This window comes from Streptomyces aurantiaciflavus, from assembly GCF_049808595.1.
Lineage (GTDB): Bacteria > Actinomycetota > Actinomycetes > Streptomycetales > Streptomycetaceae > Streptomyces.
The window spans coordinates 1-25,453 of sequence record NZ_JBNCAQ010000059.1 but is presented as its reverse complement, the minus strand read 5'-3'; the positions used below and the strand labels follow the sequence as shown (position 1 = coordinate 25,453).

Genomic DNA, 25,453 nt, shown 5'->3' with positions numbered 1-25,453 from the left:
ACGTCAGGCGCCCTTCGCGTCGATGGCGGCCTGCAGGGACTCCTTGTAGCCGTCGCTGGTGATCGTCGCCCCGGACACCGTGTCGATGTCCGCGCTCTGCGCCTTCAGCGTCTCGGCGATCAACTTCGGCACAGCCGCCGTCGTCTGCGGGTGGTCCGGCTGCTTCAGCAGCCTGACGGCCGTGATCCTGTCGGCCCCGAAGGTCACCTCGACCTGCACGTCCCCCTTCTCGGTGTTCACGGTCGAACCCGCGACGACCCGGGAGGCAGCGGCCGCCGAGGCGGACGGGGAGGCCGAGGCGGCCGACGCCTGGGCGTCGATCGCGGCCTGCAGGGACTCCTTGTAGCCGTCGCTGGTGATCGTCGCCCCGGACACCGTGTCGATGTCCGCGCTCTGCGCCTTCAGCGTCTCGGCGATCAACTTCGGCACAGCGGCCGTCGTCTGCGGGTGGTCCGGCTGCTTCAGCAGCCTCACGGCCGTGATCTTCCCGGCCCCGAAGGTCACCTCGACCTGGACGTCCCCCTTCTCGGTGGTGACGACCGTGCCCTTGACGGTGGTGGCTCCGGACGAGGAGGTGGCCGGCGTCGACGCGGGCGCGGCGGCCTCGGTCGTCGACGTCCCCGTGGACGGCTCGTAGCGCCAGACCGGGATGAGGCCCGCGACGCTCAGGACCAGAACAGGCAGTGCTCGCTTCACGTCGTCTCTCTCATCCCGCCAGGCTGAAACGCTCGAAGTGGATCTGCGTCCTGGGCACGTTCAGCTCGCGCAGGCTGCCCAGCACCGCGTTCATCATCGGGGGCGGTCCGCACAGGAACACGTCCCGGTCGGCGATGTCCGGCACCAGCCGGGCCAGTTCGCGCGGGGCCAGCTTGTCGGGGACCGGCGGACCGGTCACCAGGTGCAGCTCGGCGCCCTTGGCGTGGGCGAGGTCGCGCAGCTCGTCGTAGAGGACCGCGTCTTGGTCGGAGGCGACCCGGTAGATGACGACCGCGTGGCCGTGCAGCTCCTCCAGCAGGGCCCGGATGGGGGTGACGCCGACGCCGCCGGCGACGAGGACGGCCTCCGGCCGGGTGCGGTGCATCGCGGTGAAGGCGCCGTAGGGGCCTTCGGCGAAGACGCGGGTGCCGGGCTTGACGTGGCGCAGGGCGGCGGAGCCGTCGCCGGCGGCCTTGGCGGTCAGACGCAGGGTGCGGCCGTCGGGCGCGGCCGACAGGGAGAAGGGGTTGGCCTGCCACCAGCGGTCCCTGGTGAGGAACCGCCACAGGAAGAACTGGCCCGCGCGGGCCGGCAGCCGGTCCAGGTCGCGTCCGGTGACGTACACGGAGACGACGTTGTCCGACTCGGGGACGACCGCCTCGACGCGCAGCTGGTGGCGCCAGTTCCGCCAGAGCGGCAGGACGAGCCGGCCCACGAACACCGAGCCGAGGGCTACGGCCCACAGCGCGTACCAGTAGCTCGTCGCGGCGGGCGACGCGGTGAACGTCGTACCGACCGCGACCTGGTGCGTGAAGGCCAGCACCACGGCGACATAGGTGTACAGGTGGATGAAGTGCCAGGTCTCGTAGGCCAGCCGGCGGCGGGCCCAGCGGGCGGAGACGCCGCCGACGACCAGGACGACGCCCATCGCCACGACCGCGCGGAACACTCCCTCGGCGGTTTCGGCGAGGTCGACGAGCTGGCTGACCGGGTCCATCGAGGACGACTCGGCGTAGCCGAAGGTGATGAACACCACGTGCCCGACCAGCGTCCACAGCAGGCCGAAGCCGGTCCAGCGGTGCCAGTTGGTCAGCCGGTCCATGCCGATGCGGCGGTCCAGCCAGGGCAGCCGGGCGACCAGCAGCAGCTGGAAAGCCATCAGCAGGGCGGCGTAGAGGCCGGTGAAGCGGCCGATCACCACCAGCGCGTTGGAGGCGAAGCCCGCCTGCACGGCGAACAGGGTCACGACGGCCGCGTTCGCGGCCAGCACGGCGTACAGGCCGGTGCGGGCCACTACTTTCGGACGTATCCCGGTGGGGGCCGCGGGAGGCGATTGGACGGTCGTCACGGACGGAAACTCCTAGATCGGGTCCTCAGGACACCGAGCTTCGCTGGCGGAACCTGTCGAACTCCTGTCGTACAACTTTCAAGATCTTATCGATCCTTCCGCGCGTGAGACGCGGACTCTCCCGCGGCGGGGTGCGTGACGCACTATGTGCGGGTGGAAAAAGTACGACTCCTCGTCGTGGACGACGACCCGCCGATCGCCGATCTCGTGGCGACGGTCGCCCGCTACGAGGGCTGGGACGCGATCACCGCGAACTCGGGTGAGGAGGCGCTGCGGCGTGCCGCCGAGTTCCGGCCCGACATCGTGGTGCTCGATCTCATGCTGCCCGATGTCGACGGTTTCGGCGTCCTGGACCGGCTGCGCCGTTCGGGGACGATGGTGCCGGTGGTGTTCCTCACCGCCCGCGACGGGGTCGCCGACCGGGTGGCGGGACTGACCCGGGGCGGTGACGACTACCTGGTCAAGCCGTTCGCGGTGGAGGAGCTGATGGCCCGGCTGCGGACCGTGCTGCGGCGCAGCGCGGGCCCCGCCTTCCAGCGCTCGGTCCTCCAGGTGGGTGATCTCACGATGGACGAGGACACCCGTGAGGTGCGGCGCGGCGACAAGCTCCTGACGCTCACGCCGACGGAGTACGAGGTGCTGCGCTATCTGATGCGCAAGTCCCCGACCGTGCTCACCAAGGCGCAGATCCTGGACCACGTCTGGGAGTACGGCTTCGGCGGCCGTTCCAACGTCGTCGAGCTGGTCGTCAGCCGGCTGCGCCGCAAGCTCGACGAGCCCGACGACGGCAGGGTGCCGCTGATCCACACCGTGCGGGGCTTCGGGTACGTGATCCGGCAGGCGGCCGAGTGAGCCGAGCGATCGGGCGCCTGCGGGGGACGTACGGCAGGCTCCGGCTGGGCACCAGGCTCGCGCTGGGGCTGGGCGCGCTGGCGCTGGTGGTGTTCGCCGTCGTCGGCACGGCCCTGACGACGTACATGCGGGACTATCTGTCGGTCCAGCTCGACACGCAGCTGGCGCAGGCCCAGATCGCGCAGTCCAAGAGCATCGCGGAGTACGGCACGCTCTCGGGCAAGAAGTACTACAGCTGGTTCTACGCCGTGTACGACGTGTCGGACGGCACCGCCGAGCTGCGCAGACCCGAGGACCCCGCCGACCTGCCGAAGGACGTCGACGACTTCACTTCCCTGGCCCGGGCGCAGGCCGGCACCCACGAGGAGCTCCTGCGGACCGAGCACCTCAAGGGCGCGGGCGTGTACCGGCTGCGCGCCTGCGAGGTGGAGCCCGGTGTGGTCCTGGTCAGCGCGGCGCCCATGGACGGGATCGACGACACCGTCGGTCAGCTGATCACGATCCAGGTCGTCACCTTCGGGCTCGCGCTGCTGGCCCTCGTGGTGTTCGGGCGGGGGATGCTGCGGCGTGGCCTGAAGCCGCTGAGCGACATGGCGCACACCGCGCGCGGCATCACCTCGCACGACCTCACGGACTCGGCACGACTGCCGGTGCGGCACGACGTGCGCGGCGGCGGTCCCGAGGTGGAGGAGCTGCGCACCGCGTTCAACACCATGCTGGAGCACATCGACGACTCGCTCGCGGTGCGGGCGGAGGCCGAGCAGCGGCTGCGGCGTTTCGTCGCGGACGCCTCGCACGAGCTCCGTACACCCCTGATGTCGGTGCGCGGCTACGCGGACCTCTTCCAGTACGCGGCCGCCAACGCACCCGAGGAACGCGACAGGCACCTGGCGCGGCTGCGCGCGGAAGCCGCCCGGATGGGCTTCCTCCTCGACGACCTGCTGCTGCTCGCCCGCCTGGACGCGGCGGAGGTCGAGACACCGCTGCGGATGGAGGACACCGATCTGGTGGAGCTGGTCGAGCAGGCGGCCGACGCCTTCCGCGCGACCCGGGCCGGCCATCCGCTGACAGTGGCGCCGGGCCCGGAGTCGGTCCGGCTGCGGCTGGATCCGCAGCGCGTCCGGCAGGTCCTGGACAACCTCCTCACCAACGCGGCCGTGCACACCCCGCCCGGTACCCCGGTGTCCGTCGCGGTGTCGGTCACCCCGGACTCGGCGCAGGTCCGCGTCGCCGACAAGGGTCCCGGCGTCCCGCCCGGTGACCGGGAGCGGGTCTTCGACCGCTTCTACCGCGTCGACAAGGCCCGCAGCCGCGACCGCGGCGGCAGCGGCCTGGGCCTGGCAGTGGCCCGCTCCCTGGTGCAGGCCCACGGCGGCGCCCTCACCCTCGACGACACCGCCACCACGACGATCTTCGTCCTGACCCTCCCCCTGGACCCGGCCGGGCGCCGGTAACCGTCCCGACAGCCAGGGGCCTCGGGCCCCCGCCACCCCCGCCCGGGGACGACCCGGCCCCGGCACGGCGCCGGCGAAGCCGAGCCGGGCGGCGCGCCCCGTCCGCCACCAGGACCACGGCCGCGACCGCCGTCGGCGGCCCGCACTCGGGCGGGCCCGGTACCCGGCGGCGCCGTTCGTCCGCGCCGTGGCGGCGACCTCGGGGCGACCTGGATCTTTGAGCCGTTCGGCGCATGGGTACGTCCCGTCCGTGCCTTATGTACTGGAGAACGCGAGCGCCGCCGCCGACCCGTGGAAGGGCGTCGACGCCGACGCGCTGACCGAGGCGGTGCGGGCGCAGGAGCGACGCCCCGTCCCCGGCGTCGAGGACATGGGAACCTACCTCGCCGCCCAGGTGTCAGACGCCTCCCACCGTGATGTGATCGGCCCCCTGCTCGACGGCGGCGGCGCGAGCGGCGTCGTCGTCCGGCGCGGCACGCTGCTGGCGTCCTGGGGCGATCCGACGCGGGCGGAGATGGCGTACAGCGCGACGAAGAGCGTGCTGTCGCTGGTCGCCGGGATCGCGTACGACGACGGGCTGCTGCGCCTCGACGCGCCGGTGGCCGCCTCGGTCGGCCTGCCGGAGTTCGCCGACGCCCACGGGCGGGCGGTGACCTGGCGGCATCTGCTGGACCAGACGAGCCAGTGGGAGGGCGTCCTGTGGGGGAAGCCCACCTGGGTCGACGCCCAGAGCACCCGTGAGGGCACCGAGTCCCCGGGCGGCCCGCCGGGCGAGGGCTGGGCCTACAACGACGTCCGTGTGAACCTCACCGCCCTCGCCCTGACGGCCCTCACCGCCCGCTCCCTGCCCGACCTGCTCCGCGAACGCGTGATGGGCCCCCTCGACGCGTCCAGGTCCTGGTCCTGGCACGGCTACGACACCTCGTACGTGGAGGTGGCCGGCGTCCGCCTCCCCGTGGTGTCCGGCGGGGCCCACTGGGGCGGCGGCCTGTGGATCAGCGCCCTCGACCTGGCCCGTGTCGGCCAACTGTGCCTGCGCGGCGGCACCTGGAACGGCAAGGAGGTGATCTCGGCCCGCTGGATCGAGGAACTGTGGACCCCGTGCCGGGTGAAGCCGCAGTACGGCCTGTCCTGGTGGCTGAACGACACCGGCGCGGTCTGGCCCTCGGCTCCCGTCACGGGCCGCTGCGCCCGCGGCAACGGCGGCGCCCACCTGCTGTGGGTGGACCCGGCCCGCGACCTGGTGATCTGCTCGCGCTGGGGCGCGGAGCCGGAGCGGCTGCTGGCGGAGGTCTCGGCGGCGGTGCCGGAGGTGCGCTGAGGCACGGACGGGCCGACGGGGGGCGAGGCAGGCGCGCTATGACGGCCGGGGGCGAGGCAGGCGCGCGGTGACGGCCGGGGGGCGACGGCGCAGGGTGACAGGCACGGCGACGGCCGGGGGGCGACGGCGCGGGGCGACAGGCACGGCGGCGGATGAGCGGCGACGGTGGCGGGCAGACATCCCTCAGTCCCACAGCACCGCGTCGCCCCTCCGCCCGCACCCCGTCGGCTACCGGACACCACGCCGTCACACCGGAGGGGAAGTTTCTCCCCCGTCCCCTCCCCTGCCCCGCCCTTGATCCGTCACCCCGCCCGGCGGCGGTGACGCGGAAGGACGACGTGCGCCGTGTCCCTGCTGCCGCTCGACGGTCCCGCCCCGCTCCCCCACGCGGACGACCGCCACCCCCAGTCCTCCCCCGACCGCACCCCGGCCTCCCCCGGCCGCCGTTCCCTGAACTGCGCCGCCGCCCGCCGCGCCCTGACCCTGCTCCCGCTCCTCCTGCTCGCGGTCTGGGCGGCGATCGACTGGCATGCCGTCCGCGAGGGCGTGGCCCTCCTCGCCACCGCCGACCCCTGGTGGCTGCTGGCCGGGCTGGTCTTCACCGGCCTCGGCTGGGTCGCCGCGGCCTGCGTCCGCCAGGGCGCCATCCCCGAGCGGCTGCCCAGGGGCCTGCTGCTGGCCTCCCAGGTCGCGGCGGGCGCCGCGAACCACCTGCTGCCGGCGAGCATCGGCGCCCACGCCGTCACGGTCCGCTTCCTCCAGCGCCAGGGCATCCCGCTCCCCCGGGCCACGGCCTCGATCGCCCTGTACTCCCTGGTCAGGGCCCTGGCGAAGCCCCCGGTGGTCCTGATCTGCCTCCTGGCGACCCCCACCGCCGTACCTCCCGCCGAACTCCTGCCCGACCGGCGCACCCTGGTCCTGGTCGCCACGGGCATCCTCCTCGCCCCGGCGGCGGCAGCCGTCGTCCTCGCCCTGGTACGCCCCCTGCGCCGCCCGGCCCTCGACCTCGTCCGCACGGCCCTCACCGACGCACGCCGGCTGCACACCCGACCGAGCCGCTTCCTCCCCCTGTGGTGCGGAGCCGCGGCCGCCCCACTGCTCCAGGCCTGCGTGGTCGCCTCGGTCGGCACGGCCCTGGGGGTGCCGCTCTCCTGGCCCCAGCTGGTCTTCGCGTTCCTCGCCGCGAGCACGGCGGCGGGCGCCGTCCCCGCCCCGGGCGGCATCGGGCCGATCGACGCGGCCCTGATCCTCGCCCTGGCGGGTTACGGCACGCCCCTCTCCCTGGCCACGGCCACGGTCATCGGCTATCGCGTCCTGACCGTCTGGCTGCCCCTGCTGCCGGGGATGCTGGTGCTGTCGGCGCTGGTGCAGCGGAAGGCGCTGTGAGCCGGCGTCAGCCCTCGGCGGGCGTCAGCCGCAGCGAGACGCTGTTGATGCAGTACCGCTGGTCCGTCGGGGTCGGATACCCCTCACCCTCGAACACGTGCCCGAGGTGGGACCCGCACCGGGCGCAGCGGACCTCGGTCCGCACCATCCCGTGCGAGCGGTCCTCGACCAGCTCGACGGCGTCGCTGTCCTTCGGGTCGAAGAAGGACGGCCAGCCGCAGTGGGACTCGAACTTGGTCGCGGAGGTGAACAGTTCGGCGCCGCAGGCCCGGCAGGAGTACACGCCCTTCGTCTTGGTGTCGGTGTACTCACCGGTGAAGGCGGGCTCCGTCGCGGCCTGGCGCAGCACGGCGTACTCGGCCGGGGTCAGCTCCGCCCGCCACTGCTCGTCGGGCTTTTCGACGTCGTACGACATGAAGGCCAACTCCTGACTTCGGTTACTTCTGTGCGAGACGGTCCAGGATCCTCGGGCCCAGGTCGGTGACATCGCCCGCGCCCATGGTGAGAACGAGATCACCGGGGCCGGCCATTCCCGCGATCACGGCGGGCACCTCGTCCTTGTCGTGGACCGGCGTCACGTCCGCGCCGGCCGCCCGGGCCGCGTCGATGATCAGCTCGCTGGTCACCCCGGGGATCGGGTCCTCGCGGGCCGGGTAGATGTCGAGGACGACCGAGGCGTCGGCCAGGGCCAGCGACTCCCCCATCTCCTTGCCCAGCTCCTGCGTCCGGGAGAACAGGTGGGGCTGGAAGACGACCAGGATTCGCGCCTCGCCCGCCGCCGCGCGCATCGCCTCCAGGTCCGCCGTCATCTCCGTCGGGTGGTGCGCGTAGGAGTCGATGACCTGGACGCCCGCCTCCTCGCCCTTCAGCTGCAGGCGCCGCTTGACGCCGGTGTACGCGGCCAGCGCCGGCGCCAGCCCGGCCGCCGGAACGCCCAGCGCCACGCCCGCCGCCAGCGCGGCGACCGCGTTGTGCGCGTAGTGACGGCCCGGGACGGAGACGGTGAAGGTGAGCTCCTGGCCGTCCAGGAGGACGGTCACCTCGCTCTTCAGCCCCTGCGGCACCACGGAGAGAACGCGTACGTCGGCGTCCTCCGCCTCGCCGTACGTCACCACCCGCACGCCCTGGATCCGCCGCGTCAGCTCCCGCGCGCCCTCGTGGTCGGCGGAGATCACCAGCGTGCCGCCGGGCACGATCCTGCGGGCGAACGTCTCGAAGGACTCGTAGATCTCCTCCATCGACGCGTAGTTGGCGTGGTGGTCCAGCTCGACGTTGAGGACGATGGCCACCTCGGGCGCGTACTTGTGGAAGCTGCGGTCCGATTCGTCCGCCTCGGCGACGAAGATCTCGCCCTCGCCGTGCAGGGCGTTGGAACCGGGCGCGTCCAGGTCGCCGCCGATCGCGTACGAGGGGTTCAGCCCCAGCTCGCTCAGGGACACCGCGAGCATGGACGTCGTGGTCGTCTTGCCGTGCGTACCGGCGACCGCGATCGGCCGCAGCCCGTCCATCAGCCGGGCGAGCGCGTCCGACCGGTGCACCACCGGGATGCCCAGCTCCGCCGCGCGGGCCAGCTCCGGGTTGTCCGCGCGGATCGCCGACGACACGACGACACACGTGGCGTCGTCGGCGAGATGCTCCGCGGCGTGCCCGATGTGCACGGTGGCCCCGAGCGCCCGCAGCGCCTCGGCGGTCGCCGACTCCTTGGCGTCGCTGCCGGCCACCTTGGCCCCGCGCTGGGCGAGGATCTTCGCGATCCCGGACATCCCGGCGCCCCCGATGCCGATGAAGTGCGGTCGGTCCATGGCGGAAGGAAGGCCGGGTGCCATGCGTTTCTCTCCCAGGGGTGCGTACGACGGTGAGGGCTCCACCTTATTGCGCGGGGCGGCACCGGCCGACCCAGGGGCGCGAGGCCGTACGGATGCGGCCCGGCGCGGTGGCGGGGTCTACGCCTTGCTGTGGGAGAACAGCTTGAGCACCGGCACCCCCACCTTGTGCCGGGCCCGCGAGGCCCAGTCCCGGTGGAAGAACTCCTCCACGTAGTGCGGGTCGGTCAGGACGATCACCTCGTCGGCGTCCACCTCGTCTACGACTCCTCTGAGCGCGTCCAGCGGATGGTCCTCCACCAACCGCCCCTCGGCCGCGCCACCCGCGGAGCGCAGCGCCGCGAGGGACACCTCCAGCGCTCTCTCCCCGACGCTCTTGGCCTCCTCGCCCTCGGGGGTCTCCCCCTCGCGGACGGCCTCGTCCAGCTCACCGAGGGCGATGTCGTCGATGGCCCGCAGCAACCGGTCCGCCTGGTCGCCGCGCGGCTGCAGCAGCACATGGAAGGAGACCGGCTCGTCCCCGTGCAAGGTGGTGACGAACTCCACGTCCGCAGACGTCAGGGCCTTCTCGATCATCAACACGCTTGTGAACACAGCGCCCTCTCCTTCGAGGACCCCCGTGGCCCTCAAGCATCCGTCCCCGCGCGCGCACGGGGTCTGCGGTCCTAGTGTGCCCACCCGAAGCAAACCGGAACGGCACATTCCACCGAATTCGGGACTCCAGGTGTCCTGCCCCGGATGCCCCGGAATCAGCGCGTCACACCCGTCGACTCCGGCCCGATCAGTCCCTTGCGTACCTCCCGTACAGGAACCCGCCCTCCTCCAGCAGGGACACCAGCGCGAACCGGTGCGGAACGGCGACCGACGGCCCGCCCGCGATGCGCTGCGCGTCCCCCGCGGTGAGCAGCGGCGAGACGGTCAGGCACAGCTCGTCGAGCACGCCGGCGGCCACGAGCTGCCCGAGCAGTCGCGGGCCGCCCTCGGTCAGCAGCCGGGTGTGCCCGAGCCCGGCGAGGGCGCGTACGGCCCGCGCGGGCTCCACACCCATGCCGTCACCGGCGATCACCACCCGGGCGCCGGCCTTCTCCGCGGTCGCGATCCGATCGGGGGCGGCCGCGGCGCCGGTCAGGATCAGGGTGGGCACGAGCGGCGAGGTGAACAGCGGGAGCGAGTAGTCCAGGTCCAGGCTCGCGCTGACGATCGCGATCGCCGGCGCGGGCCCCTGCCCGGCCGCCTCCCGCCGCTGTGCGAACTCGGCACGCGCGCGTGCGGGCCGGTACCCCTCCTGCCGCACGGTCTCCGCACCGACGAGCACCACATCGGCGAGCATCCGGAGGGTGCCGAAGATCCGCATGTCGGTGGCGTTGGAGATGGGCTTGGAGCGCCCTTCGTGCTGGGCGGCGCCGTCGAGCGTGGAGACCATGTTGGCCCGCAGCCAGGGTGTGGGCTCGCCGGGGCCGGGTTCGGGGTAGGCGTAGGCCTCGGCGAGCTCGTCGAGGCTCCACTCACGGCCCTCCGCCGCCGCACCCGTCTCGTCGGGGGTTTCTGCCACTGTCTGGTCGGTCACAGGGAACAGCCGTCGCATGCCACGCAGTCTGGCACGGCCCCCGGGACCTGCCCCCGGTCCGGCCGGTCTCGCGGGGTCCGACACGCATCTCGGCGGCGTCGTCGCCGGGTGCCGCCCTCCCCCATGCTCGACCACTCCCCCACTCGCGGCCTCCCCCGAGCGGGAGGAACCCCACCGACCCCCGCCGCCCATTGCCGACTCCCCACGCACCACTCCCCCACTCTCGGCCTCACCCGAGCGGGAGGGACCCCCTGCGCGGGGGCACCGCCATCGCCTCCGCTCGCCGGCACTGTGAGGAAGCCGTGCGCCCCGGTCCGGCCCGACCCGCCGGGCAGGCCCTAGCATGGGTAAGCGTGTCGTCTTCCCACCCCGCCCCCGCCTCCGGCCTCGTTCCGATGGTCGACGCGGCCCCGCTGTCCCTGTGCGCCCGTGAGCCGTACGTCCCCGCGGACCGGCTGGTCGCCGAGATGGTGCCGCCGCCGCGGTTCGACTCGGTCCGCTTCAGTACGTACATACCGGACCCGAAGCAGCCCAGCCAGACCGAGGCGGTGGGGGTCCTGGAGGGCTTCGCGACGGGGCTCGGCGGGGCGCGTGCCGCCGGTGCCGCCAAGCGGGGGTTCTTCGGCTTCGGCAGGGCGAAGGCGCCCAAGGCCCCGGCCGGTCCGCGCGGGGTCTACCTCGACGGCGGTTACGGCGTCGGCAAGACCCATCTGCTGGCCTCCCTGTGGCACGCCACCCCGGCCGAGCCCGCGCTCAAGGCGTTCGGCACCTTCGTGGAGCTGACCAACCTGGTCGGCGCCCTCGGTTTCCAGCAGACCGTGCAGACCCTCTCCGGGCACCGCCTGCTGTGCATCGACGAGTTCGAGCTGGACGACCCCGGTGACACCGTTCTCGTGTCGACCCTGCTGGGCAAGCTGGTCGACGCGGGCGTGGCGCTCGCCGCCACGTCCAACACCCTGCCGGGCAAGCTCGGCGAGGGCCGCTTCGCGGCGGCCGACTTCCTGCGCGAGATCCAGGGTCTGTCCGCACACTTCCGCACCCTGCGCATCGACGGCGAGGACTACCGCCACCGCGGCCTGCCCGAGGCGCCGGCGCCGTACTCCGACGAACAGGTGACGAAGGCGGCGTACGCCACCGAGGGCGCCTCGCTCGACGACTTCCCGCGGCTGCTGGAGCACCTGGCCAAGGTCCACCCCAGCCGATACGGCGCCCTGACCGACGGCCTGAAGGCGGTGTGCCTCACCGACGTGCGGCCGGTTCCCGACCAGTCGACGGCCCTGCGCCTCGTCGTCCTCGCCGACCGGCTCTACGACCGCGAGGTGCCGGTGCTGGCCTCCGGGCTCCCCTTCGACCAGCTGTTCAGCGAGGAGATGCTGAAGGGCGGGTACCGCAAGAAGTACTTCCGGGCGATCTCCCGCCTGACCGCACTGGCCCGCGACGGCAAACGACTCGTCGAGGCGGACTGACGATCCCGATCATCGACCGGTCCTGATAACCGATCAGATCCCCCGGGTCAAGGGGCGGTTCACGCCAACCACCCGGCACGCTTCGGCCTCTCTTCAGCTCGAAACGTTAAGTTAACCCTGCAAACAACTTTGCAGGGTTAAGGTCGTTCTTGACCATCCGTTGACCAACCGTTGGTCCGGACTAGAGGCGCGAACGATCGGAAGGGGGGCGCATGTTGCGAGGTACGACGGTACGGGCCCTGGTAGCGGTCCTCGCCGCCGCTCTGCTCGCCCTTCCCTTCTTCGCACCCTCCGAGTGCTTCGCATCCGCGTACACGGCCCGTCAGGTCGAGGCCAATGCTCAGCCCGGAATCAAGCTCTCCGGCAAGGCGCTCCGCGACGAGATCGCCGTGTCCCGCCACTGCGTCCCCGCCGGGGACCCGACCGGTCCCCTGCGCGCCCGCGACCGGCACCGCGCCGCCGACTGCGCCCCCGCATGGCCCGAACGCCCGTCGCCGGCCCAGACCCGCACGGACGCGCCCCCACACCTCGCGCGCGGCGCGTTCGCCCTGTCGAGACCCCCGGCAGCGCACTCACCGGCCACACTCCAGGTCTTCCGCTGCTGACAGCAGAGCAGTCCCCCCACCTCTGTCGTGTAAGCCCGACGCGCCGTTCGGCGCGCCAGGAGGAGTCACCACATCATGCAGCCCCTCATCGACAACGCCCGCCTGCACGGACAGCGCCCTGAGGAGTTCGCCGAGCTGGCCCAAGGCCAGTCGCCGCAGGTCCTGTTCATCACCTGCTCCGATTCCAGGGTCGTCCCGGCCCTGATCACGGGCGCCCGGCCCGGCGAGCTCTTCGAGCTGCGCACCGCGGGCAACATCGTCCCCCCGTACGTCTCCGAGCACCCCACCAGTGAGGCGGCCACCATCGAGTACGCCGTGGAGGTCCTCGGCGTCAGCGACGTCGTGGTCTGCGGCCACTCGCACTGCGGCGCCGTCGGCGCCCTGGTCCGCGGCGACGACCTGACGGCCGTGCCGGCCGTGCGGGACTGGCTCACCCGGGCCGAGCCGCGCCCCGCGGGCGCCGCCGAGGACCCGGCCGTGGCCGAGGGCGTGCAGAACCACGTGCTGGCCCAGGTCCTGCGGCTGCGCTCGTACCCGTTCATCGACAAGAAGCTGTCGAGCGGTCAGCTGACCCTGCACGCCTGGTACTACGAGGTGCACACCGGGTCGGTGCTGACCCACGACGTGTCCTCCGACGTCTTCCGCGCGCTGTGAGGGCCGTCATGGGCAACCGCGCCGCCTACCCCCATCTCAAGCAGGACTTCGCCGCCTCGCTCGTCGTCTTCCTGGTCGCGCTCCCGCTGTGCGTGGGCGTGGCCGTGGCGTCCGGCGTGCCGGCCGAACTCGGGCTCGTCACCGGCATCGTCGGCGGCATCGTCACCGGTCTGATGCGGGGCAGCAGCCTGCAGGTGTCCGGTCCCGCGGCCGGTCTGACCGTGCTGGTCTTCGAGGCGGTGCAGGAGTTCGGGCTGCCCGCGCTCGGTGTGATCGTGCTCGCCACCGGCGTGCTGCAGATCGCGATGGGCGCCCTGAAGCTGGGGCGCTACTTCCGGGCCATCTCGGTCTCCGTCGTCGAGGGCATGCTGGCCGGAATCGGCCTGGTGCTGATCGCCGGTCAGCTGTATTCAGTGATCGGCACCAAGGCGCCGGACTCCGGCCTGGCGAAGATCGCCGGGCTGCCGGAGGCTCTCGTGGACGCCGTCGACAGCACCGAGGCGCTCGCCTCCCTCGCTCTCGGCGCCGGCACCGTCGCCGTTCTCGTGCTGTGGAAGCGGATGCCGGCGAAGGTACGCGCGGTGCCCGGCCCGCTCGCCGCGGTCGGCCTCGCGACGCTGGCCGCACTGCTGCTGAACCTGCCCGTGGCCACGGTCGAGGTGCAGGGCCTGCTCGGCTCGATCCAGCCGCCGTCCCTGGACGCCTTCGGCGAGCTGGCGAGCGTCGGTCTGCTCGGCACGATCGTCGCCTTCACGCTGATCGCGTCCGCCGAGTCGCTGTTCAGCGCGGCGGCGGTGGACCGGCTGCACGACGGGCCGCGCACCGAGTACGACAAGGAACTGGTGGCGCAGGGCGCGGGCAACGCCGTGTGCGGGGTGCTCGGCGCGCTGCCGATGACCGCGGTGATCGTGCGCAGCTCGGCCAACGTCCAGGCGGGCGCCCGTACCAAGGCGTCCCGGGTGCTGCACGGCGTCTGGCTGCTGCTGTTCGCGGCCCTGCTGCCGAACCTGCTGGCGTACATACCCCTCCCGGCCCTCGCCGGGATCCTGGTGCACGCCGGTGCCAAGCTCGTCCCGGTCCGCGCGCTCGTGTCGCTGTGGCGCGAACACCGCGGCGAGGCGCTGATCCTGGTCGTCACCGCCGTGTCGATCGTCGCGGTCAGCATGTTCGAGGGCGTCCTGATCGGTCTGGCGCTCGCCGTCGTCAAGACGGCGTGGGAGGCCTCGCACATCCGGCTGGAGGTCATCGACAAGGGCGCCGGACCCGTCCAGGTGTACCTGTCGGGCAACGCGACCTTCCTCCGGCTGCCGAAGATCCTCGACAGTCTGGAGGCCCTGCCGCAGGACCGCCCGGTCGAGCTGGACCTCTCCGGCCTGCACCACCTCGACCACGCCTGCCGTACGGCGCTGGAGACGTGGGCCGAGCGGCACAGCGCGGTCGGCACCGAGCCGGTGAAGGTCACCGAGGCCCGCGTGGAGACGGCCACCGCGGCCTAGGCACCGCGACCGCGGCCTGATCAGCCGGACAGGCGAGCCTTGCTCGCCGAGCACACCTGCCCGCCGTCGGGCCCCTGGGACATCGCGCATGGCCCCGGACCCGGCGGCGGGCATATCGTTGCAGGAGCAGACTGTCCGGACTTTCCGAGCCCTCCGAAGCGGTCCGGACCCGGGCCTCTGACGGAGGAGGTCGCCATGCTCGAGGATCTGCTGGCGGCGGCAGCGGCGGTCGGTGCCGCGGGGTTCGTGTACGTCGCGGCGGCCGCGCGGGTGGTCAAGCAGTACGAGCGCGGGGTAGTCTTCCGGCTCGGGCGGATCCGCAGCCCCGTACGGTCGCCGGGCTTCACGATGGTGATCCCCGCCGTGGACCGGCTGCGCAAGGTCAACATGCAGATCGTGACCATGCCCATTCCGGCCCAGGAGGGCATCACCCGCGACAACGTGACCGTGCGGGTGGACGCGGTCGTGTACTTCCGCGTCGTGGACGCGCCGGCGGCGATCGTCAACGTCGAGGACTACCGCTTCGCCGTCTCACAGATGGCCCAGACCTCGCTGCGGTCGATCATCGGCAAGAGCGAGCTGGACGACCTGCTGTCCAACCGGGAGAAGCTCAACGAGGGCCTGGAGCTGATGATCGACAGCCCGGCCGTCGGCTGGGGCGTGCAGATCGACCGCGTCGAGATCAAGGACGTGTCCCTGCCGGACACGATGAAGCGCTCCATGGCCCGCCAGGCCGAGGCCGACCGTGAGCGGCGGGCCCGGATCATCAACGCGGACGCCGAGCTGCAGGCGTCGAAGAAGCTGGCCGAGGCGGCGCAGCAGATGGCCGACACGCCGTCCGCGCTCCAGCTGCGGCTGCTGCAGACGGTGATGGCGGTGGCGGCGGAGAAGAACTCCACGCTGGTGCTGCCCATCCCGGTCGAGCTGCTGCGTTTCCTGGAGAAGGGCCCGCAGCAGTCCCTGCCCGAGACCGCGCCACCGGCCGAGCAGACCACTGTCCCGCAACCGCCCGAACAGACCACTGTCCGGTGACGCGTGCTCCGCGCGTGGTTCCAGGGGCGCACGGCGAGTGATAGACACAGCGGGGTCACAGTTCCTGTCCGCCAGCAGGAAGGTCACCCCATGTCAGAGATCCGTGGCGCGGCGACGCGCCGTCAGGTCCTCGCCCGCACCGGTGCCCTGGGAGTGGGCATCGCGTTCTCCGGCGCGCTGTCCGAGCTCTTCACCGGCACGGCCGCCGCGCACGACCTCGGTCACACCGGCTACGGCCCCCTCGTGCCCGACCCGCACGGCCTGCTCGACCTGCCGAAGGGCTTCCGCTACCGGGTCCTCTCCCGCGAGGGCGACCCGCTGCGCTCCGGCGAGGGCCCGGTCCCCTCGAACCACGACGGCATGACGGCCCTCCCCGGCCGCCACGGCCACGTCCACCTGGTCCGCAACCACGAGAACCGCCACGACGCGAAGATTCCCGTCCCCACCGTCGAGGGCCTGACCTACGACCCGGCCGGCAAGGGCGGCTGTACGGCCCTGACGCTGGACTCGGACAACACGGTCCGGCGGGAGCGGGTCGCGATCGCCGGTACGGCCGTCAACTGCGCGGGCGGACCCACCCCCTGGCACACCTGGCTGACCTGCGAGGAGACCGAGGACCGGGCCGGCACCAACGGCTACACCAAGGACCACGGCTTCATCTTCGAGGTCGACCCGTCCGACCCGCGCCGTACCGGCGCCGTCCCGCTGACCGCGATGGGCCGCTTCCAGCACGAGGCGATCGCCGTCGACCCGCACACCGGGATCGTCTACGAGACGGAGGACGCGTTCCTCAAGCCCTTCGGCCTCTTCTACCGCTTCCTGCCCAGCAAGCCGCTGGGCGGCGTGGGCTCGCTGCGCGCGGGCGGCCGGCTCCAGGCGATGCGCGTGCCGGGCGTGGCGGACCTGTCGTCGGTCCAGGAGACGGGCGCTGCCTTCGACGGCATCGAGTGGGTCGACGTACCGGACCCGCTCGCGGTCCGGACCCCGGTCCGGCTCCAGGACTTCGGCCCGAAGGGCATCACGCACGCCCAGAAGCTGGAGGGCTGCTACTGGGGCGGGCGGTGCGTGTACTTCGTGTCGTCGTTCGCGCGCGGCGCGGACGGCTCGGCGGCCGACCACTACGGGCAGATCTGGCGCTACGACCCGGCGCGGCGCCGTCTGACCCTGGTGATCGTCTTCGGCCCGGACACGGACGTCCAGCTGCCCGGCGAGTCCCCCGACAACATCTGCCTCGCCCCCGGGGGCGGTCTCATGGTCTGCGAGGACGGCAACGGCGCCCAGCACGTCTTCGGCGTGACCCGGGGCGGCGAGGTGTACGCGATGGCCCGCGGCCGGCAGAACATTGGCACCGCCGAGGAGCCGGAGTGGGGCGAGTTCGCCGGCGTCACCTTCTCCCCCGACGGCCGGACGATGTACGTCAACTGCTACAAGCCCGGGACGACGTTCGCGGTGACGGGACCCTGGGGCCGTCAGTCCCCGCCGCGGGGCGTGTAAGGGGGCAGCGCGGCCGGGTCCAGGTCCGCGTCCGGCCAGCGGCGGCGCAGCAGGGCGGCCGTGCGGTGGGCCCAGCCGGCCAGGTGGGGCAGGGCGCGGTGGGCGTCGGCGGTGCGGGCGGCCGCCTCCAGGGTGGCGACGAGCTGCGGCCTGCTGGGGTCGCCGGGCGGGCGCGCGTCCAGGCGCGGTAACCGTTCGAGACGGACCAGCGCGAACGCCAGACAGGCCGCGGCCAGCCCGAAGCCGTACCGCCGGTCGTCCGCGGCCTGCGGCACACCCGCCGCCAGGGCCGTGCGGTGGACGTCGGCGAGCCCGGACGCGACGGGGTCGCCGACGGACATCCAGGCCGGCCCGGGCACGTACAGGCCCACCGCGTCGTGCAGGGCGTGGGTGTAGCCGGCGAACTCGAAGTCGATGAGGCGCGGGTCGGCCGGTCCGGTCGGGTGCACGAGCGCGTTGTTGGCCTCGGCGTCGTCGTTGCTGAGCACGAGGAAGGGGCCCGGCTCGCACAACTCGGCGAGTGCGTGGGTCAGTTCGGCGGCGGCCGGTCCGGTGATCGGGGCCCCGAAGGCGTCCGCGTGGCCGTGGGCCTCCTCCCGCAGGGGTGCGTACCGGCCGCGCCGGTCGGCCGCCCGGTCCACGGGGCCGAGCGCGGCCCGCCGCGCGTAGTAGGCGCCGTCGTGGCCGGCGGTCGCCGCGCCCAGCTCGCCGCGGGCCCGCGCGAACGCGGCCAGCCGCTCGGCGTGGGCGGCGGCGCCGTCCCGGCGCAGCAGCCCGTCCAGCGCGACGCGCGGCGCCAGGTCCTCCAGGACAACAAGCCCCGCGTCCGGGTCGGCGGCGAGGACACGCGGGGCGAGGGCGAGCCCGAGGTCGTCGGCGAGGAAGCGGAGCGCGGCGACCTCGGTGCGCAGGCGCCCGCCCGGCGTACGGCCCGGCACCGGCTGGTCGCGGGCCCACTTGACCACGACGTCCCGGGGCACGCCGGCGGGCCCGTCGAGACGCGCTCGGGCGACGGTCCAGGGGGCGAGCCGGGACCAGGAGGAGACGGTGACGGGGGCGCCGTGACAGTCCGTCAGGAGGGCCTCGGTGAGGGCTGCTCGGCGGGAGGGGAAGCTGCGGGGACCGGCCACCCTTCGCACCCTAGGGCGTGTTTCGAAAGTAGCGTCGTCTGCCCGAAGGGCAGGCCCGGCGGCGTCTGGTGCGTGCGATCGCAAGGCGGAGGGTCGCCCCGATACTGGTTGTATCGGGGCGAGCCCGACAACGCGGCGAGCGTGCGTGCCAGGCGTCGCCGGGCAGACGGGACTTTCGAAACACGCCCCAGGTGAAGGCCCGGGCGGGTGACAGAACGGCGGACGCGCATGCCTGCGCGGGGAACCGCCGGCTCATCTTTCATATCTTCATACGATGATCGCTCCCGTACGCCGCCTCGCCGCCCTCTGTGCCCTGGCCGCCGCGCTCGCCGCCTGCGGCACGGACCAGGCACCCCGGGCCGCCCGCCCGGCCCCCGCTCATCCCTCACCCGCGCAGTCCCGCCCGGCCCCCGCCCAGCCCTCGCCCACGCCGTCCCGGCCGCCCACGCTGGCCCCCGGCCCGGCCGGCCTGACACCCGTCTTCTCGCACGCCCCCCGCACCGGCGACAAAGCCGTCGCCCTCACCTTCGACGCGGACATGACCGCCGACCAGGGGGCGCGGGCGGCGGCGGGCGAGCGGTTCGACAACCCGGAACTGATCGCGACGCTGCGGGCGCTGAAGGTGCCGGCCACCGTGTTCATGACGGGCCGGTGGGCCGAGGAGTACCCGGCGGAGGCCCGCGCGATCGGACGCGACCCGCTGTTCGAGGTCGCCAACCACTCCTACAGCCACTACGCCTTCACCGACGACTGCTACGGCCTGCCGACCATGCCCGAGGACCGGATGCGGGCGGACGTGGAACGGGCGTACGCGGCCTTCCGCGAGGCCGGGGTGCCGGACGCCAGGCCCTACTTCCGCTTCCCCGGCGGCTGCTACGACCGGCGGGCGCTGCGGGCGGTGAGCGGCGCCGGGGTGACCGCGGTGCAGTGGGACGTGGTGAGCGGGGACGCCTTCGCGACCGACGCGGACGCCGTGGCCCGGGACGTGCTGGACGGGGTGAGACCGGGCTCGGTGGTCGTCATGCACTGCACGCGCAGCGCCGCCCCCGCCACCGAGAGTGCGGTGCGCGTGATCGTGCCCGAGCTGCGCCGCCGCGGCTACCGGTTCGTGCAGGTGTCCGAGCTGATCGGGGCCGCGAACGGCCGGCGGTGAGCGGCGGGCCCTCTCGTACGCTGGAGGCATGAGCGAGGACGACGGCGACATCGGCTACTGCCTGATCGACGCGACCCGGCCGCCCAAGGCCGACGGACCGCCGTATGCGGACTGCGTGCTGTGCCGGGAGCCCACGGATTACCCGGAGTCGTACAAGGGGATCACGCTGTGCCCCGTCTGTATGGGGGTCCCCCCGCTCGAGCGAAGTCGAGAGTGGGGGAGGCAGGAGGCGCAGCGCACGGCGTGCTCGGGCTGAGCGGGCGGCTCAGGGCGACCTGCGGGCGGTGAGCGCGCAGGCCACGGCCGTCGCCGCGGCCGTGACGAGTGCCGCGGCGGCCAGGGGCAGCAGCGGCGGGTGAACCGTCGCGGACCGCGAGCCGGTGACCAGGCCGCTGACCGCCGCCTGCGCCGGGGAACCCGTCACCACCAGTGCCAGCAGCGCGGCGAGCAACAGCGTCGGGACCGCTCGACCCGGCGAGCGCAGCACCGGCCAGGCGGTGAGCGCGCCGACGGCCGTACCGAGCAGGGCGCAGGTCAGGGTGGCGAGCAGTCCGGCGGCGGAGGCCTGCGGGAGGGGGATCCGTTGCTGATGGTCGGCGCTCACGGGGTCGCTGATCAGGGCGACGACCGCCGTCGTGGCCGTACCGAGCAGGCCCGCCGCCCCCAGCGCGACCAGCACGGCGGCCAGGTGCGCCCGCACCGGCCCGGCCGCCGCGGCGACGACGGTGCGGGCGGCCGGGGGCTCGTTGGTCACACAGATCCGCACCAGCCAGGCCGCGACGGGAAGCAGGGCGGCCGCCGCGTAGCCGAGCGAGTCCAGCACGGGCTGGCCGCTCTGGACGCCGACGCCGAGGAAGACGGCGTGCAGGAGGACCGGCGGCAGCCAGCGCTGGGAGCGGACGAGCAGGGCGGCCTGGTAGCGCAGGAGAGCGGTCATGAACTGCCTTCACGGTCGAGCGGCTCGGACGCCGCGGCGACGCTCACCACGTGCCACGGCGGGCGGGCGGTGAGCAGGGCACGCAGCAGGACGTCGGAGTGGGAGGCGGGGACGGTGAGGCGGTGGGTGCCGGGGGCCGGTTCCTCGGCCTCGACGGCCAGGCGGCGCGCCTCCGCCGGCAGCGGCCCGGCGGGCGGACCCTGCACCTCGACGACCACGCGCGGCCCGGCGGGGACGGCGGGTGGTTCCGTACGGCGGTGGAGGGTGCCGTCGCTCACCGTGCAGGTGGCGTCGGCCGTGCCGGCGAGACGGCGGGGGTCGTGGTCGACGAAGACGACGGCGGCGCCGGCGGCCGTACGCTCGGCGACCGCCCGGTCCAGTTCGGCCCGCGCGTCGGTGTCCAGGCCGGTCCAGGCCTCGTCCAGGACGAGGAGTTCCGGGTCGGCGAGGAATGCCTGGGCCACGGCGACCTTCTGGCTGCTGCCCTTGGACAGGCGGGACAACGGCGTGCGCGTGTAGGGGGTGGCGCCGAAGCGGTCCAGCCAGTCACCCGCGGCACGCTCGGCGGCGGCACGGGTGAGGCCGTGGACGGTGCCGAGGTGAGTGAGGTAGCCGACCGCGGTGAAGGGGAGGGCGGCGGGGAAGCGTTCGGGGACGTAGGCGGTCCGGGGACGGCCGGTGACCCGGCCCGTGGTCGGAGCGTCGATGCGGGCGAGGAGACGGAGAAGGGTGGATTTGCCCGTGCCGTTGGCGCCCTGGACGCGGGTGAGGGTCCCGGGGGTGAGATGCAGGTTCACGTCGCGGAGGACCCAGGGGCCGCGGACGCCGTAGCGGCGGCCCACGTCGTCCAGACGTAATGCGCGTTCCATGGGCAGCATCTTCTCGTACGGGAGTCCAGTACCCTGCGCCGCGTGAGTGAGAGTCCCTTTCAGACCGAGCCGAACCCTCGTGACCGGGCCCCGCAGTTCGTGCTGCCCCTCGTCGTGCGGCTGGAGAAGACCGAGCCGCCCGCCCGTACCGACGCTCTCGAGACCGCTGCCCGCGCCGTGCTCGTCATGCTGAGCGATCCGCGCTCCGTCGGGGACGGGGAGTGGGCGCAGGCCGTGCGGGACTGGCAGGACGCCCGGATCCGGAAGGTCGTGCGGCGGGCTCGGGGGGCCGAGTGGCGGCGGGCCGGGGCGTTGCCGGGGATCACCGTGACCGGGAAGGCCGCGGAGGTGCGGGTGTTCCCGCCGGTGCCGTTGGACGGGTGGCCGAAGGACCTCGCGAAGCTGCAGGTGTCGGGGACCGACCTCGACGATCCCGAGACGCCGGCGGAGGCGGACCCGGGGGTGCCGGTGCTGTGGATGAGCCCGGAGGTGGAGATGTCGGCGGGCAAGGCGATGGCGCAGGCCGGGCACGGTGCGCAGCTCGCCTGGTGGGAGCTGTCGGACCAGGAGCGTGCGGCGTGGTGCGAGGCGGGCTTTCCGCTGGCCGTGCGGACGGCGGCGCCCGAGCGGTGGCGGGAGCTGACGGGGAGCGGGCTGCCGCTGGTGCGGGACGCGGGGTTCACCGAGATCGCGCCGGGGTCCTGCACGGTGGTCGCGGACCATCCGGCCCTGCGGGCCCGGTGACCGCACCCCGCGCCGAACCTCAAATGTTGCTCTGAAGGAGGGCGGCGGACGGTTCGGGCCCGGATGGCGGGGTCATATCCCCGTCACCACGGCGGGGGCCTGGGCGGAGGAGGGGACCATGACGCGACTCGGGACGGGAATCGGCTGGCGGCCGGAGATCGCGGACGCCGTGGAACGGATGCCGGGCATCGACTGGGTCGAGGTCGTCGCCGAGAACGTCTGCCCGGGGCACCTCCCCGACTCCCTGCTGCGGCTGCGCGAGCGCGGCGTCACCGTCGTCCCGCACGGCGTGTCGCTCGGGCTCGGCGGCGCGGACCGCCCCGACGCGGGGCGGCTGACGGCGCTCGCCGAGCGGGCCGAGGCGCTGGGTTCCCCGCTGGTCACCGAACACATCGCGTTCGTCCGCGCGGGCGGGCCGCTGACGGCCTCCCCGGCCCTGGAGGCCGGGCACCTGCTGCCCGTACCGCGCACCCGCGACGCCCTCGACGTGCTGTGCGAGAACGTGCGCATCGCGCAGGAGGCGCTGCCGGTGCCGCTCGCCGTGGAGAACATCGCCGCGCTCATCGCCTGGCCCGGCGAGGAGCTGACGGAGGGCCAGTTCCTGTACGAGCTGGCCGACCGCACCGGCGTACGGCTGCTGATCGACGTGGCCAACCTGCACACCAACCACGTCAACCGCGGCGAGGACCCGGCCAAGGCGCTCGCCGAGCTGCCGCTGGAAGCCATCGCCTACGTCCATGTCGCGGGCGGCTTCGAGCGCGACGGCGTCTGGCACGACAGCCACGCCCACCCGGTGCCCCGCCCGGTCCTCGACATCCTGACCGACCTCGCGTCCCGTGTCTCGCCGCCCGGGGTGCTGCTGGAGCGCGACGAGAACTTCCCCGAACCGGCCGATCTGGAGCGGGAGTTGGCGTCGATCCGGGACGCGGTGCGGGAGGGCGCCCGGATCCGGACCGTCTCGGAGACCTCGGGCGCCTCCGGCACCGCGGACTCGGACGGGACCGCTCCCGTGCGGTCCCACGTCCCCGTCGGAGCCCCGGAGGCGGTGCGCCAGCGCCTCGGCCTCGCGCAGGCCGCCCTGCTGTCGGCCCTGGTCGCCGGGACCCCCGCCCCCGAGGGTTTCGACCGGGTGCGCCTCGGTGTCCAGGCCCGGTCCCTGGCCGCCAAGCGGGCGGACGTGGTGGCGAAGGTCGCCCCGGAACTGCCGTCGATCCTCGGCAGCGGCTACCGGTCCGCTTTCCTCGCGTACGCCCAGGGGCACCCGATGCGCGGGGGGTACCGGCAGGACGCACTGGACTTCGCGGAGCGGCTGCTGCTGGGCGGGCAGTTGGAGGAGGGCCGGGTCCGGCGCGAGCTGCGCCGGTGGTGGCTGGACCGCTCGGGCCCCGCCCCGAGGCCGCGGTCGCGCTGGGCGCGGGTGGGGCGGGCGCTGGCCCGGCGGTGAGCGCCCGGCCCCGTCCGGCCGCGGACAGTCGTACCGACCGGGCGGCATCCCGAATGTGCCGGGGTTAACACCCGAGTAGCAGCAGGTCGCCCGGTGCCTCTTTCACCCCTGTTTCGCCCCTTATGCCGCCTACCGACAGCCCTCTGTTCGTCCCGGATGTCCGCCATCCAACCCTTCGCCCCTCTACGACAGTTGGCGTAGCGGCCGCAGTAATATGCCAATCCCGCACCCGAAGCACACTGGCGTGCGGTGCCGCAAGCAGGAGGCACCATGCGACCGCGACCCCCGATCAGGGGCAGAGGCATCTTCACTGGCACCGGGCTCATCATCACGGGCCTGGCGGCGACCCTCGTGGCACTGCTCTACCCGATCTGGTCGTACGAGGACGGGCCCGCGACGGACGCGGACGTCCTGAACGCGCAGACCGTGGCGACGCAGTACGGTCCGCTGTCCGCGCTCGACCGGGACTTCGTCACCAAGGTGCGGCTGGCCGGACTGTGGGAGCTGCCGGCCGGTCAGCAGGCGCAGCAGAAGGGCACCACCGAGGCCGTACGGGCGGCGGGGCGGCATCTCGTCGAGGGGCACACCTTCCTCGACGAGCGGGTGCGCAGCGTCGCCGCGCAACTCGGGCTCGCGCTGCCCAACGAGCCCACCGACCAGCAGAAGGGCTGGCTGGAGGAGCTGAACGCGGCTCAGGGCGTGGACTACGACCGGAAGTTCGCCAACATCCTGCGGGTGGCGCACGGCCGGGTGTTCTCCGTGGTCGCACAGGTGCGGGCCGGCACCCAGAACGCGCTGGTACGGCAGCTCGCCGACGACGCCAACACCACCGTCCTGGACCACATCACGGTCCTGGAAGCCACCGGATACGTCGACTTCGACGCGCTGGCCCGGCAGTTGGCGGTCGGCAGCAGCGCGCCGCCGGCCAACTCGCCCTCCCCGCCGTGGTCGGTGGCCGACCCCGGCCAGGTCGTGCCGGTCACGCCGTCGCCGTACCCGAGCTACACGCTCCCGCCGGCCGCGACCGGTCCGCCACCGCAGGAGGGTTCCTGAGGACCGGCCGGCCGGGACGAAGCGAAGCGGAACGTCACATACCCACAACGCTCGGTCCGGATTGTGAACAAGGCATGGCGTTTCCCTGTGTGTCTGGCATAGAAAAACGGCATGTTCTGGGTCCTTCTCCTGCTGCTGGCCTGGGCCGTCGCCGGCGCGGCGTGCACACGGCTGTGCCTGGCCGCCGTCCGTGCGGCGGCCGTCGACACGGACGCGGGCCAGGGACATGATCTGACGCTCTACGAGGCGGCGTTCCTCTCCGGCGGCCCGGGCCGGGTCGCCGACCTCACCCTGGTGTCCATGGCACGGCAGCGGCGGCTGCTGCTCGCCCACACCGGCTGGGCCACCGTCGTGGACCCGCGCGGCCGTGACGAGATCGAACGGTCGGTCATAGGGGCCATCGGGCCCGAGGGCCAGTCGCGGATCGCGCCCGTGCGGGCCGCCGCTGCCGCGGCGGACGCGGTGCGCGGCCTCGCCGACCGCCTGGTCAACGCCGGTCTCGCCGTGCCGGACGGTGCGCGTACGACGGTCGCGGCCGGGGTGCGGCAGGTGCGGGGCGCCGCGCTGACCGTGCTCACGCTGGGCGCCGTCGCGCTGCTGATGCCCGCCCCCTCGGACATGCCGCGCACCCTGGTCGCCCTCTGGTTCGCGCTGCCCCTCGCACTCACCCTGAGCTGCCTGGCCATCGCCCGGGTCGAGGTCCATCCGTACTCGCGCTGGGCCTCCCCGGCGGGACAGCGGCTGCTGGGCACACTGGCCCGGCACGCCGACCGTGACGGCGGCGACGACCGCACGTACCTGACCTCCGTGGCGGTACGCGGGATCCGGGCCGTCGGCGAACCGGACCTGCGGGCGGCCTTCGCACACCGCGAGCCGCACGGACGCGACTGAGGACGGCCGCGGTACCGAGCCCCCGCGGCATCGCGGCG

25 protein-coding genes are annotated in these 25,453 nt (G+C 73.4%); 16 read left to right on the top strand and 9 right to left on the bottom strand.

Features of this window, described 5'->3' with window-relative positions; all coding sequences use genetic code 11:
* Positions 1 to 3: 3 nt before the first annotated feature.
* Both ACPT94_RS40740 and ACPT94_RS40735 read right to left on the bottom strand, forming a co-directional pair.
* Positions 4 to 696 carry an FMN-binding protein gene (locus ACPT94_RS40740; RefSeq protein WP_360331048.1) on the bottom strand — a complete coding sequence of 231 codons (693 nt, stop codon included), beginning with the start codon at positions 694 to 696 and terminating at the stop codon, positions 4 to 6.
* Between the two features lie 10 nt (positions 697 to 706).
* Positions 707 to 2,044, bottom strand: a complete 1,338-nt coding sequence (locus ACPT94_RS40735) for a ferredoxin reductase family protein (protein WP_360331050.1) — start codon at positions 2,042 to 2,044, stop codon at positions 707 to 709.
* Between the two features lie 153 nt (positions 2,045 to 2,197).
* Between ACPT94_RS40735 and ACPT94_RS40730 the strand changes: the two genes are divergently transcribed.
* From ACPT94_RS40730 to ACPT94_RS40715, 4 genes are all read left to right on the top strand, one after another.
* A complete protein-coding gene (locus ACPT94_RS40730) occupies positions 2,198 to 2,896 on the top strand; it encodes a response regulator transcription factor (protein WP_360331053.1) in 699 nt (232 codons plus the stop codon).
* The gene (locus tag ACPT94_RS40725; RefSeq protein WP_360331055.1) at positions 2,893 to 4,350 is read left to right on the top strand and encodes a sensor histidine kinase; all 1,458 of its coding nucleotides are present in this window, start codon (positions 2,893 to 2,895) and stop codon (positions 4,348 to 4,350) included. The genes ACPT94_RS40730 and ACPT94_RS40725 overlap by 4 nt, the downstream gene beginning before the upstream one ends.
* Positions 4,351 to 4,600: 250 nt before the next feature.
* Positions 4,601 to 5,671: a serine hydrolase domain-containing protein gene (locus ACPT94_RS40720; RefSeq protein WP_360331058.1), complete on the top strand. Its 1,071-nt coding sequence runs from the start codon at positions 4,601 to 4,603 to the stop codon at positions 5,669 to 5,671.
* Between the two features lie 345 nt (positions 5,672 to 6,016).
* Complete coding sequence (locus ACPT94_RS40715) at positions 6,017 to 7,057, top strand: lysylphosphatidylglycerol synthase transmembrane domain-containing protein (protein WP_425248051.1); 1,041 nt, start codon at positions 6,017 to 6,019, stop codon at positions 7,055 to 7,057.
* Between the two features lie 7 nt (positions 7,058 to 7,064).
* On the opposite strand, the gene msrB is transcribed toward ACPT94_RS40715, so the two are convergent.
* The 4 genes from msrB to ACPT94_RS40695 form a co-directional block, all read right to left on the bottom strand.
* Entirely contained in the window at positions 7,065 to 7,472 is a 408-nt protein-coding gene (msrB, locus tag ACPT94_RS40710) for a peptide-methionine (R)-S-oxide reductase MsrB (protein ID WP_360331062.1), read from the bottom strand.
* 22 nt (positions 7,473 to 7,494) lie between these two features.
* Positions 7,495 to 8,883: a UDP-N-acetylmuramate--L-alanine ligase gene (murC, locus tag ACPT94_RS40705; RefSeq protein ID WP_360331065.1), complete on the bottom strand. Its 1,389-nt coding sequence runs from the start codon at positions 8,881 to 8,883 to the stop codon at positions 7,495 to 7,497.
* 117 nt (positions 8,884 to 9,000) lie between these two features.
* A complete protein-coding gene (locus tag ACPT94_RS40700) occupies positions 9,001 to 9,474 on the bottom strand; it encodes an indole-3-glycerol phosphate synthase (protein WP_360331067.1) in 474 nt (157 codons plus the stop codon).
* A gap of 187 nt (positions 9,475 to 9,661) precedes the next feature.
* Entirely contained in the window at positions 9,662 to 10,465 is an 804-nt protein-coding gene (locus ACPT94_RS40695) for a pyrimidine reductase family protein (RefSeq protein ID WP_360331070.1), read from the bottom strand.
* Positions 10,466 to 10,842: 377 nt separating this feature from the next.
* Here ACPT94_RS40695 and zapE point away from each other — a divergent pair, with 377 nt between their 5' ends.
* From zapE to ACPT94_RS40665, 6 genes are all read left to right on the top strand, one after another.
* Complete coding sequence (gene zapE / locus ACPT94_RS40690) at positions 10,843 to 11,913, top strand: cell division protein ZapE (RefSeq protein WP_425248055.1); 1,071 nt, start codon at positions 10,843 to 10,845, stop codon at positions 11,911 to 11,913.
* A gap of 212 nt (positions 11,914 to 12,125) precedes the next feature.
* The gene (locus ACPT94_RS40685; RefSeq protein WP_425248049.1) at positions 12,126 to 12,518 is read left to right on the top strand and encodes a hypothetical protein; all 393 of its coding nucleotides are present in this window, start codon (positions 12,126 to 12,128) and stop codon (positions 12,516 to 12,518) included.
* A 75-nt stretch (positions 12,519 to 12,593) separates the two neighbouring features.
* The gene (locus ACPT94_RS40680; protein ID WP_360331076.1) at positions 12,594 to 13,172 is read left to right on the top strand and encodes a carbonic anhydrase; all 579 of its coding nucleotides are present in this window, start codon (positions 12,594 to 12,596) and stop codon (positions 13,170 to 13,172) included.
* A gap of 8 nt (positions 13,173 to 13,180) precedes the next feature.
* A complete protein-coding gene (locus ACPT94_RS40675) occupies positions 13,181 to 14,668 on the top strand; it encodes a SulP family inorganic anion transporter (RefSeq protein ID WP_360331078.1) in 1,488 nt (495 codons plus the stop codon).
* A 195-nt stretch (positions 14,669 to 14,863) separates the two neighbouring features.
* On the top strand, positions 14,864 to 15,700 hold the full coding sequence (locus ACPT94_RS40670; RefSeq protein ID WP_360331081.1) for a slipin family protein: 837 nt from the start codon (positions 14,864 to 14,866) through the stop codon (positions 15,698 to 15,700).
* A gap of 90 nt (positions 15,701 to 15,790) precedes the next feature.
* Positions 15,791 to 17,194 carry an alkaline phosphatase PhoX gene (locus ACPT94_RS40665; RefSeq protein ID WP_425248048.1) on the top strand — a complete coding sequence of 468 codons (1,404 nt, stop codon included), beginning with the start codon at positions 15,791 to 15,793 and terminating at the stop codon, positions 17,192 to 17,194.
* Here ACPT94_RS40665 and ACPT94_RS40660 read toward each other — a convergent pair.
* Positions 17,170 to 18,324: a hypothetical protein gene (locus ACPT94_RS40660; protein ID WP_425248047.1), complete on the bottom strand. Its 1,155-nt coding sequence runs from the start codon at positions 18,322 to 18,324 to the stop codon at positions 17,170 to 17,172. The two genes, ACPT94_RS40665 and ACPT94_RS40660, sit on opposite strands and share 25 nt — an antisense overlap.
* A gap of 274 nt (positions 18,325 to 18,598) precedes the next feature.
* Here ACPT94_RS40660 and ACPT94_RS40655 point away from each other — a divergent pair, with 274 nt between their 5' ends.
* Positions 18,599 to 19,477, top strand: coding sequence for a polysaccharide deacetylase family protein (locus ACPT94_RS40655; protein ID WP_425246758.1), 879 nt, complete (start codon positions 18,599 to 18,601; stop codon positions 19,475 to 19,477).
* A gap of 28 nt (positions 19,478 to 19,505) precedes the next feature.
* Positions 19,506 to 19,733, top strand: coding sequence for a hypothetical protein (locus ACPT94_RS40650; RefSeq protein WP_425246759.1), 228 nt, complete (start codon positions 19,506 to 19,508; stop codon positions 19,731 to 19,733).
* Between the two features lie 9 nt (positions 19,734 to 19,742).
* On the opposite strand, the gene ACPT94_RS40645 is transcribed toward ACPT94_RS40650, so the two are convergent.
* Positions 19,743 to 20,414 carry an ABC transporter gene (locus ACPT94_RS40645; RefSeq protein WP_360337785.1) on the bottom strand — a complete coding sequence of 224 codons (672 nt, stop codon included), beginning with the start codon at positions 20,412 to 20,414 and terminating at the stop codon, positions 19,743 to 19,745.
* The gene (locus ACPT94_RS40640; RefSeq protein ID WP_425246760.1) at positions 20,411 to 21,283 is read right to left on the bottom strand and encodes an ABC transporter ATP-binding protein; all 873 of its coding nucleotides are present in this window, start codon (positions 21,281 to 21,283) and stop codon (positions 20,411 to 20,413) included. Before ACPT94_RS40640 ends, ACPT94_RS40645 begins: the two co-directional genes overlap by 4 nt.
* Before the next feature lie 42 nt (positions 21,284 to 21,325).
* Between ACPT94_RS40640 and ACPT94_RS40635 the strand changes: the two genes are divergently transcribed.
* The 4 genes from ACPT94_RS40635 to ACPT94_RS40620 all read left to right on the top strand — a co-directional run bounded on the left by ACPT94_RS40635 (position 21,326) and on the right by ACPT94_RS40620 (position 25,415).
* The gene (locus tag ACPT94_RS40635; RefSeq protein ID WP_425246762.1) at positions 21,326 to 22,027 is read left to right on the top strand and encodes a peptidyl-tRNA hydrolase; all 702 of its coding nucleotides are present in this window, start codon (positions 21,326 to 21,328) and stop codon (positions 22,025 to 22,027) included.
* A gap of 118 nt (positions 22,028 to 22,145) precedes the next feature.
* Positions 22,146 to 23,471 (top strand): MbnB/TglH/ChrH family RiPP precursor modification enzyme, encoded by a 1,326-nt coding sequence (locus ACPT94_RS40630; RefSeq protein WP_425246763.1) that lies wholly within the window; start codon positions 22,146 to 22,148, stop codon positions 23,469 to 23,471.
* Positions 23,472 to 23,741: 270 nt separating this feature from the next.
* Positions 23,742 to 24,524, top strand: coding sequence for a DUF4142 domain-containing protein (locus tag ACPT94_RS40625; protein ID WP_425246764.1), 783 nt, complete (start codon positions 23,742 to 23,744; stop codon positions 24,522 to 24,524).
* 111 nt (positions 24,525 to 24,635) lie between these two features.
* Complete coding sequence (locus tag ACPT94_RS40620; RefSeq protein ID WP_360337797.1) at positions 24,636 to 25,415, top strand: TIGR04222 domain-containing membrane protein; 780 nt, start codon at positions 24,636 to 24,638, stop codon at positions 25,413 to 25,415.
* Positions 25,416 to 25,453 lie beyond the last annotated feature (38 nt).